Source organism: Bacillus sp. (in: firmicutes), assembly GCA_017656295.1.
In the GTDB taxonomy this organism is placed as follows: domain Bacteria; phylum Bacillota; class Bacilli; order Bacillales; family JACDOC01; genus JACDOC01.
In genome coordinates this window covers 45,697-55,523 of record JACDOC010000020.1, presented here as the reverse complement: position 1 = coordinate 55,523, position 9,827 = coordinate 45,697, and the positions used below count along the sequence as shown (strand labels likewise).

Genomic DNA, 9,827 nt, shown 5'->3' with positions numbered 1-9,827 from the left:
CGATGGCGAGGAGGTCACACCCGTTCCCATACCGAACACGGAAGTTAAGCTCCTCAGCGCCGATGGTAGTTGGGGGTTTCCCCTGCGAGAGTAGGACGCTGCCAGGCAATCGAGTAGGTGAGGGTGACTAGCCCTCGTCCTCTCACACCACCGTACGTACCGTTCGGTATACGGCGGTTCAAATAAGTCTGACATAGAAATTCATATCTTCGATATAGACTTTTCAGCCCTTGGCTTTCCCAATAGGAATTGCCAAGGGTTTTGTGTAGTATTGGACTATTGGCTATTCTCCAGTATTTCTTTCTTGTGTTCCCCCATTCGTATGCCTTATGAGATGGAACTCCTAGACGAATGAGATTCTTCACTCTTGTTTTCGGTAGTTTCCATTCTTTCCATAAGCACATCCGGAGTCTTCGCCTTATCCAGCTATCTAATTCTTTGAAAGAACTAGGGGTATCTGCTAATGCAAAGTATCCACACCATCCTATCATATAACGGTTTAGTTTCACGATTCGTTTCTCCATAAGGATGCGTTTAGACCGGGAGGTGATGTTACGTATCTGGTGTTTAAAACGTTTCATACTCTTTTTGGCCAACAGAATTTGTGGAATTCTGTAATTCGTAAAGCTAAATCCTAGAAATTTTCTTCTCCACGGACGGTCTACTGCTGATTTGTCACGGTTTACTTTTAGTTTAAGTCTCTTCTCAATGAACTCCGTTATCGACTTCATGACTCGTTCGCCTGCTTTCCTTGACTTCACATAGATATTACAGTCGTAAATCGGTTAAAAGGAAGTATTCGTCAGACGAATAAAAAAACTGATTGAACGGCACAAACACTACCAAACCGAACAAAAAATCAACAATTCTCACCCAATTTTCAATAGCACCATAACTTATAAAAAATATTTTTAAAAATCAAAAATATATATTGACTAAACTAGTAAAAGTGGTTACAATCTTCTCAAAATCATCTAATAAATTACATATGATCAGTGATGAAAAGGAGAGTAGCCGAGAGCTCTAACGAGAAAAGAGAGCCATCCCGTAGGCTGAAAGGATGGACGTTATCTCTCGAGCGAAGTCACCTTGGAGCTTTGCTTTAGAAATGACATTGGTCAAAGTATAAAGCAACGGTTCTTCCGTTATCAAGAGAAGTCAGTCATTGACTTCATGAGTCTGCTTTCCGCGAGGATGGCAGAGAAGTTGAGTGGTACCGCGAAGTCTCGCCTCAGCAATTGATGTGCCAAGTATGTGCATCAATCGAGGCGAGTTTTTTGTTTTTGTCCGACACTTAACGGCCAGTAAGATCCCCACCTCTAAAACCTGAGTGAACAAAGAAGATAGGTGGGTGATTATCTACCCGTAAAGGCCCTATTGGTTCAACTAACCATCAGTTGGGATGAAACACGCCCTACTGATGGAAGTTTACTCTATAGGAAAGAGAGTAAATGGAATAGCTCTTTCACCTAAAAAAATCCTAATGAGAATGGAGAGATCAGCATGATGAATCAAGTAATCGAGTTTGTGCAAGCAGAAGTGAAGAAGGAGAAGCCAGAAGCATCTACATTAGGGTTTGGTCAATACTTTACAGACCATATGTTTCGAATGGACTATGATCCAGAGCATGGTTGGCATTCCCCGCGAATTGTCCCATACGAACCGTTAACGCTAGAACCTTCAGCTTTAGTTTTTCATTACGGCCAAGCAATTTTTGAAGGGCTAAAAGCTTATCGGTTAGAAAATGGAAACATTTTATTATTTCGTCCTGAGAAAAATATTCGTCGTCTGAATCAATCGTGTCGACGGATGTGTATCCCGTCGATTGACGAAGAATTGGTCTTAGAAGGTTTGCAGCAATTAATTCAAATTGAAAAGGATTGGGTTCCATCCGAAAAAGGGACATCCTTATACATCAGACCATTAATTTTTGCAACGGAACCTTATTTAGGTGTTCGGCCGTCCAAAACGTATACGTTGTTAATTATTTTATCGCCTGTGGGAGCTTACTATGGAGACCAACTGTCTCCGATAAAAATTTATGTAGAAAGTGAATTTGTTCGTGCCGTTGAAGGGGGAGTCGGTCATGTAAAAACGTCTGGTAACTATGCAGCCAGTCTTCTTGCCCAGCAAAAAGCCGCCCAACTCGGATACAATCAAGTTCTTTGGTTAGATGCGAAAGAGAAGACATACATTGAAGAAGTCGGCAGTATGAATATCTTTTTTAAAATCAATGGAGAAGTTTGGACACCAAAATTAAACGGAAGCATTTTACCAGGTGTAACGAGGGACTCCGTAATTGAATTGTTACACGATTGGGGCGTTCCTGTCAGAGAAGAGCGTATTTCTATGAAACAAATTCGCCAAGCATATCTCAATGGTGAATTGGAGGAAGTATTCGGAACAGGAACGGCGGCGGTTATTTCACCAGTTGGGGAGTTAAATTGGAATAACGAGCGTATGTTGATTAACGATTGTCAAACAGGTGACCTTTCCGAACGAATTTACAAGACCATCACGAATATCCAGTACGGAAAAGAACAGGATCGGTTCGGCTGGACGATGGTTATTGAATAATGAATTATGTTTTAGGATAAAAGTCTATATAAGATCAGCCTTTCGTCTATACAAGGCTCTTTTTTATAGGAAATAGTATTTATTTTTCTCCCTATTACACCTTAAAACTTATGTTCCCCACGAATGTTCTATTTGGTTAGGAATATTGTAGAATTGCGGGGGAACTATGGATATGAAAGAAAAAATTACAAAATCAAGAAAAGAGCGTATCGCCGAAGAGCGTAAAAAGAAGTACAAACAACGAAAACGGGCGATAGTTGGATATGCTCTTGCAACAAGTATTTCTGTTAGCAGCATGTTAGTTAATAACTCATCAGCCGCTGCTCAAACGGATGTATATCGTGTCCAAAAAGGGGATACACTTTATCGACTGTCGAAAAAATTTGATACGACCGTCAAACAATTAAAGGAAATAAACAACTTAACCTCCTATATGATTTATGTCGGTCAACATCTTTATGTACCAAAAGAATCGATCGTCAAATCATTAGCCAAAAACGGTCACGTTTACCAAGTCCAAAAAGGGGACACTCTTTGGAGAATTTTTAAACAGACAGGGATACCGGTAGAAATATTACAAAAGGCGAACGGATTAAAAAATGACCGGATATATCCTGGACAATTACTAGAACTTCCTCTTGAATATCATGATGAAGAAGTTCTGAAAAAAGAAGAACAACTACGGATTCAAGCATGGAATTACGAAGAAGGAACGTATACCGTGGTAGCGGGAGATACGCTATGGGGAATTGCCAAGCGATTTGGTGTAACTGTTGAGCAATTGAAAAAAGATAACAACTTATACCATGACCTTGTCTTAATTGGTCAAAAATTGACCATTAAAAAGAAGGATATCAACGTCATTTCCGCTCGTTGTATCGGTGCAGTTGATTCGTTTACGGTGGAGTTTATGATTGGCGATGAAGCGGTGTCTCTAAAAGTGCCATACGGACAAGCAGAAACGTATCAGTCTCTTTCTGGACAAGAGCTAATTATTAAATTTACGAATGGTGCACTTATTGAATATCATATATAAAATAGAATCCCTTTGGTGTTATCGAAAGAATGATGTACACCAAGGGGATTTTTTTTAGATGTAAAAAATGCGCCCTGAATCCTATGTTTTCATTCGTATATCATTGGAAATAATACTAATGCAAATGATTTGCCATAGGTAGAAACAATCATTATAATTATAGTCAAAGATAGTCAAAGTCAAGGGAAGGAGGGGTTTGGTGAGGAATATTTCTGACATCATTGAAAAATACTTAAAACGCGTTTTAGAAAAAAGCAAAGAAGAAATTGTTGAAATTAAAAGAAGTGAAATTGCAGATAAGTTTCAATGTGTCCCGTCACAAATTAACTATGTCATTAATACGCGTTTTACCATTGAAAAAGGGTATATCGTTGAAAGTAAACGTGGCGGTGGTGGTTATATCCGAATCATTAAAGTGAAAACTCACGACCAAGCCCATCTCATTGACGAATTGCTGTCACTCGTCAAGAATCGAATATCGCAGTCAAGTGCGCTTAATGTGATTGATCGATTGTTGGAAGAAGGGGTTATATCCGAAAGGGAAGCGAAAATTATGTCGAGCATCATGGATCGAACGGTATTATATATTGATTTGCCGCATCGAGATGAGTTACGTGCTCGCATGCTGAAGGCGATGTTAACGACTTTAAAATATAAAACTTAAGTGGAGAGGTGACTTATATGTTATGTCAAGAATGCCATGAAAGACCAGCAACCCTCCATTTTACAAAAATAATTAACGGAGAAAAAACAGAATTTCATCTGTGCGAAACATGTGCCCAAGAAAAAGGGGAAATGTTTATGTTCTCGCCACAAAATTTCTCCTTTAACAATTTGCTTGCTGGGCTTTTTAATGTAGATTCTGTTTTTCAACAAGCTAAGCACGATCCATTTCAACATGAACATGTCATGCAGTGTCCAAGATGTAACATGACAGTTCAGCAATTTTTGAAAATAGGAAAATTTGGTTGTGCTTCGTGCTACGATGCATTTCGCCATCATTTAAATCCATTGTTAAAGCGGGTGCATAGCGGCAATGTTGTCCACCATGGAAAAGTGCCAAAGCGTTCTGGTGGAAACATTCAAATAAAGAAAAAGATTGAGCAACTAAAAGGACAAATGAATGAACTAATTGCAAAGGAAGAATTTGAAAAAGCAGCAATCGTTCGCGATGAAATTCGCTCTCTCGAAAAACAATTAGAGGGAGGAGAATAAAGATGTCTCTAGAAAACTTTATTAACCAAGCCGTAAGTTCATGGATGAGAAAAGAAGGACCCGAATCAGAAATCGTGTTATCGTCGAGAGTTCGTTTAGCCAGAAACTTAAAAGATGTTTCGTTCCCAACTGTTTTTAACAAAGATGAAGCTGAAAAAGTTGTCAATCAAGTGGCGAACATTTTACTCTCTTACGATAAACGTATGATTAAAAATTTTGAACTTTTAAAAATGGAAGAGCTTCAACCGTTACAAAAGCGGGTATTAGTGGAAAAGCATCTCATTAGTCCTAACTTAGCCGAAGAGTCTCCGTATGGGGCGGTTATTTTATCAGAAGATGAAGATATTAGCGTCATGATTAATGAAGAGGATCATATTCGCATACAATGTATTTTACCTGGATTACAGCTTGGTCAAGCATTAAAAAATGCAAATATTATTGACGATTGGCTAGAGGAACAAGTTGATTACTCATATGATGAAGAAAAAGGGTACTTAACGAGCTGTCCAACGAATGTAGGTACAGGCTTACGCGCATCAGTGATGGTCCATTTACCAGGACTAGTAATAACAAGACAAATCAATAAAATTATTCCAGCTCTTAATCAACTAGGATTAGTTGTCCGTGGTATTTATGGCGAAGGAACAGAAGCGTTAGGAAATATTTTTCAAATCTCCAACCAGATTACATTAGGAAAATCTGAAGAAGATATGGTTGAGGACCTAACAGGTATTGTGAAGCAAATTATTGAGCAAGAAAAGGCAGCTAGAGAATCTCTTGTCAAAACTTCGGGGATTCAGTTAGAAGACCGTGTCTTTCGTTCTTATGGAGTTTTAGCTCATAGTCGAATTATCGAATCGAAAGAAGCAGCGAAATGTCTGTCTGATGTACGATTAGGCATTGACTTGGGAATGATAAAAAATGTTTCTAAACATATTTTAAATGAGCTAATGGTGTTAACTCAGCCGAACTTTTTACAACAGTACGCAGGTGGTCCGCTTCGACCAGAAGAACGAGATATACGTAGAGCGGCATTAATACGGGAAAGACTACAATTAGAAATCAATAAATAAATGAGATAGGAGGTCGTTGTCTAATGATGTTTGGTCGATTTACTGAAAGAGCTCAAAAAGTATTAGCATTAGCTCAAGAAGAAGCCATTCGTTTAGGTCATAGCAATATTGGGACTGAACATATTTTGCTCGGGTTAGTTCGTGAAGGAGAAGGTATTGCCGCAAAAGCGTTGTTCGGCTTAGGTCTTAGTCCAGAAAAAATACAAAAAGAAGTCGAAAATTTAATCGGGACAGGACAAAGTTCAGCCCAAACGACTCACTATACCCCTCGAGCAAAGAAAGTTATTGAGTTATCCATGGATGAAGCACGTAAATTAGGTCATTCCTATGTTGGAACGGAGCACATTCTACTCGGATTAATTCGTGAAGGAGAAGGAGTAGCAGCTCGAGTTCTAAGTAACTTAGGGGTAAGTCTGAATAAAGCTCGTCAACAAGTGTTACAATTACTCGGAAGCAATGAGGCAAGCGGTCATCACGGAAATACGACTTCTCATGTGAATACCCCGACACTAGATAGCCTTGCTCGTGACTTAACTGCCATTGCTCGCGAAGGTGGGTTAGACCCGGTTATTGGGCGTAGTAAAGAGATTCAACGTGTCATTGAAGTGCTCAGTCGCCGTACGAAAAACAATCCGGTGTTAATTGGTGAACCTGGTGTCGGTAAAACAGCCATTGCTGAAGGACTCGCCCAACAAATTGTCAATAATGAAGTACCAGAAACGTTACGTGATAAACGGGTTATGGTTCTTGATATGGGTACAGTTGTTGCTGGTACAAAATATCGTGGGGAATTCGAAGATCGCTTAAAGAAAGTGATGGACGAAATTCGTCAAGCGGGAAATATCATTTTATTCATTGATGAGTTGCATACGTTAATTGGAGCTGGTGGTGCGGAAGGAGCCATTGATGCATCTAATATTTTAAAACCAGCCCTAGCACGTGGCGAATTACAATGTATCGGAGCAACAACATTAGATGAATATCGCAAATATATCGAAAAAGACGCTGCTCTTGAACGCCGTTTCCAACCGATTCAAGTGGATGAACCAACTATTGAAGAGTCTATCCAAATTTTAAAAGGCTTACGTGATCGTTATGAAGCACATCATCGCGTATCCATTACCGATGAAGCGATTGAAGCAGCGGTTAAATTGTCCGATCGTTACATTACCGATCGTTTCTTGCCAGACAAAGCGATCGACTTAATTGATGAAGCGGGTTCCAAAGTTCGTTTACGTTCCTTTACAACACCACCAAACTTAAAAGAGCTCGAAGCGAAGTTAGAGGAAATTCGGAAAGAAAAAGACGCAGCCGTTCAAAGTCAAGAATTTGAAAAGGCGGCTTCACTACGAGATGCCGAACAAAAATTACGCGAAGAATTAGAAGAAACGAAAAAATCTTGGAAAGAAAAACAAGGACAAGAAAATAACGAAGTAACCGTTGAAGATATTGCGAACGTTGTCTCTAGCTGGACAGGAGTGCCAGTATCGAAATTAGCTCAAACAGAAACAGAAAAATTATTGAATTTAGAGGAAATTTTACATTCGCGTGTTATTGGTCAAGAGGAGGCTGTAAAAGCAGTAGCGAAAGCTGTTCGCCGGGCACGCGCGGGATTAAAAGATCCAAAGCGACCAATCGGTTCCTTTATCTTCTTGGGGCCAACAGGGGTTGGTAAAACAGAATTAGCTCGTGCATTAGCGGAAGCAATGTTTGGTGATGAAGATGCGATGATTCGGATTGACATGTCCGAGTACATGGAGAAACATTCAACTTCTCGCTTGGTTGGTTCACCTCCTGGTTACGTCGGATATGAAGAAGGCGGTCAGCTAACCGAAAAAGTGCGTAGAAAGCCATATTCTGTTGTCTTACTTGATGAAATCGAGAAAGCTCATCCAGATGTGTTCAATATTTTACTTCAAGTACTAGAAGATGGTCGCCTAACGGATTCAAAAGGTAGAACGGTTGACTTCCGAAATACGATTGTCATTATGACATCCAACGTTGGTGCAGATGCGCTAAAACGAAATAAATATGTTGGCTTCAATATTCAAGATAACAATCAAAAATATAATGATATGAAAGGAAAAGTGATGGAAGAGCTGAAAAAAGCGTTCCGTCCTGAGTTCTTGAACCGGATTGACGAAATTATCGTCTTCCATTCACTTGAGAAAGAACATTTAAAACAAATCGTCACACTGATGGCCAATCAATTAACAAAACGATTAAAAGAGCAAAACATTGAATTAGAAATCACGGATGCGGCGAAAGAAAAATTAGCGGAAGAAGGGTTTGATTTAGAATACGGTGCTCGCCCGCTCCGTCGTGCCATTCAAAAACATGTGGAAGACCGTCTTTCTGAAGAGTTGTTAAAAGGAACGGTGCTTACCGGTCAACATGTGGTAATCGATGTTGAAAATGGGGAATTTGTCGTGAGAACAGCGGAAACAACTGGTTCCGTGTCGTAATGGCATGTAGGGGGTTCACGTCAACAAACGGAACGTGTCCCCCTTTTCTTTTTATTGGTAACAATTTCATAGAGAGGAGAAAACCATGGCAAAGAAAAAAACAAAATTTATGTGTCAATCATGCGGTTATGAATCCCCAAAGTGGATGGGACGTTGCCCTGGATGTGGGGCATGGAACCAAATGGTAGAGGAAGTTGAAATTGTTGGACGGAAAAAAGGCGCTTTTTTACATACTCCTTCTACTTCGACTGCCAAAGCCGTTTCCATTAAAACAATCGAAACAGTAGAAGAACCGCGCATCCAAACCGATTTAAAGGAGCTCAATCGAGTATTAGGGGGCGGTGTTGTTCCAGGTTCCCTTGTTCTAATTGGGGGCGATCCCGGTATTGGAAAATCGACATTGTTGTTACAAGTTTCATCCCAATTGGCAAGTAAACAACAGAAAGTGCTTTACATTTCTGGAGAAGAATCAGTCAAACAAACAAAATTAAGAGCGAATCGATTAAATATTCATGCTGATGAACTTTATGTGTTTTCGGAAACGAATTTAGAAACAATCCTTCATACAATAGAAGAAATGGTACCATCTTTTGTAATTATCGATTCAATTCAAACAATCTATCATCCGGATGTCACCTCTGCACCAGGGAGTGTGTCCCAAGTAAGAGAATGTACAGCCGAGCTTATGCGAATTGCTAAAACGAAAGGAATTGCTATTTTTATTGTTGGACATGTTACTAAAGAGGGATCCATTGCCGGACCGAAGCTTTTAGAACATATGGTTGATACCGTGTTGTATTTTGAAGGAGAACGGCACCATTCGTATCGAATACTTCGGGCTGTTAAAAACAGGTTTGGTTCAACGAATGAGATGGGGATTTTTGAAATGAAAGAGTTTGGTCTTGACGAAGTGGAGAACCCATCGGAAATCTTTTTAGAAGAACGATCCCATGGAGCTGCTGGTTCGACCGTAGTCGCTTCAATGGAAGGAACGCGTCCAGTATTAGTAGAAATACAAGCTTTAATTGCACCAACGAGTTTTCATAACCCGAAGCGAATGGCAACAGGGATTGATCATAACCGAGTGTCCTTAATTATGGCGGTACTTGAGAAGCGGGTTGGAATGCTTCTTCAACAGCAAGATGCGTATTTAAAAGTAGCAGGTGGGTTAAAGTTAGATGAACCAGCCATCGACTTAGCGATTGCCGTAAGCATTGTCTCCAGCTTCCGTGATCAACCGACACGAGCCAAAGATTGTATTATTGGGGAAGTAGGTTTGACTGGTGAGATTCGCCGAGTTTCTCGAATCGAACAACGGGTTCAAGAAGCAGCTAAACTGGGGTTTGATCGTATTATCGTCCCGCAAAATAATTTAGGTGGGTGGACGATACCAAAAGGGGTGCAAGTGATCGGTGTATCCACGATCGTAGAAGCGTTGGAATACACGTTAGGAGGCTAAAT

7 protein-coding genes, 1 rRNA gene, 1 pseudogene and 1 other annotated feature are annotated in these 9,827 nt (G+C 40.1%); of the genes and pseudogenes, 8 read left to right on the top strand and 1 reads right to left on the bottom strand.

What is annotated here, in order from left to right:
• A 5S ribosomal RNA gene (rrf, locus tag H0Z31_13345) occupies positions 1 to 107 on the top strand; the annotation flags it as partial.
• Between the two features lie 78 nt (positions 108 to 185).
• Here the strand turns inward: rrf and H0Z31_13340 are convergent.
• Positions 186 to 731: pseudogene (locus tag H0Z31_13340) on the bottom strand (group II intron reverse transcriptase/maturase).
• A 258-nt stretch (positions 732 to 989) separates the two neighbouring features.
• Positions 990 to 1,237 (top strand) — a binding site (T-box leader).
• Positions 1,238 to 1,506: 269 nt separating this feature from the next.
• On the opposite strand from H0Z31_13340, the gene H0Z31_13335 reads away from it, so the two are divergent.
• From H0Z31_13335 to radA, 7 genes are all read left to right on the top strand, one after another.
• The gene (locus H0Z31_13335) at positions 1,507 to 2,577 is read left to right on the top strand and encodes a branched-chain amino acid aminotransferase (GenBank protein MBO8178426.1); all 1,071 of its coding nucleotides are present in this window, start codon (positions 1,507 to 1,509) and stop codon (positions 2,575 to 2,577) included.
• A 172-nt stretch (positions 2,578 to 2,749) separates the two neighbouring features.
• Complete coding sequence (locus H0Z31_13330) at positions 2,750 to 3,613, top strand: LysM peptidoglycan-binding domain-containing protein (protein ID MBO8178425.1); 864 nt, start codon at positions 2,750 to 2,752, stop codon at positions 3,611 to 3,613.
• Positions 3,614 to 3,812: 199 nt separating this feature from the next.
• On the top strand, positions 3,813 to 4,277 hold the full coding sequence (locus H0Z31_13325) for a CtsR family transcriptional regulator (GenBank protein MBO8178424.1): 465 nt from the start codon (positions 3,813 to 3,815) through the stop codon (positions 4,275 to 4,277).
• Positions 4,278 to 4,294: 17 nt separating this feature from the next.
• Entirely contained in the window at positions 4,295 to 4,828 is a 534-nt protein-coding gene (locus H0Z31_13320; protein MBO8178423.1) for a UvrB/UvrC motif-containing protein, read from the top strand.
• A 2-nt stretch (positions 4,829 to 4,830) separates the two neighbouring features.
• Positions 4,831 to 5,901, top strand: coding sequence for a protein arginine kinase (locus H0Z31_13315; GenBank protein MBO8178422.1), 1,071 nt, complete (start codon positions 4,831 to 4,833; stop codon positions 5,899 to 5,901).
• A gap of 23 nt (positions 5,902 to 5,924) precedes the next feature.
• A complete protein-coding gene (locus tag H0Z31_13310; GenBank protein ID MBO8178421.1) occupies positions 5,925 to 8,366 on the top strand; it encodes an ATP-dependent Clp protease ATP-binding subunit in 2,442 nt (813 codons plus the stop codon).
• 85 nt (positions 8,367 to 8,451) lie between these two features.
• Positions 8,452 to 9,825, top strand: coding sequence for a DNA repair protein RadA (radA, locus tag H0Z31_13305; GenBank protein ID MBO8178420.1), 1,374 nt, complete (start codon positions 8,452 to 8,454; stop codon positions 9,823 to 9,825).
• Positions 9,826 to 9,827 lie beyond the last annotated feature (2 nt).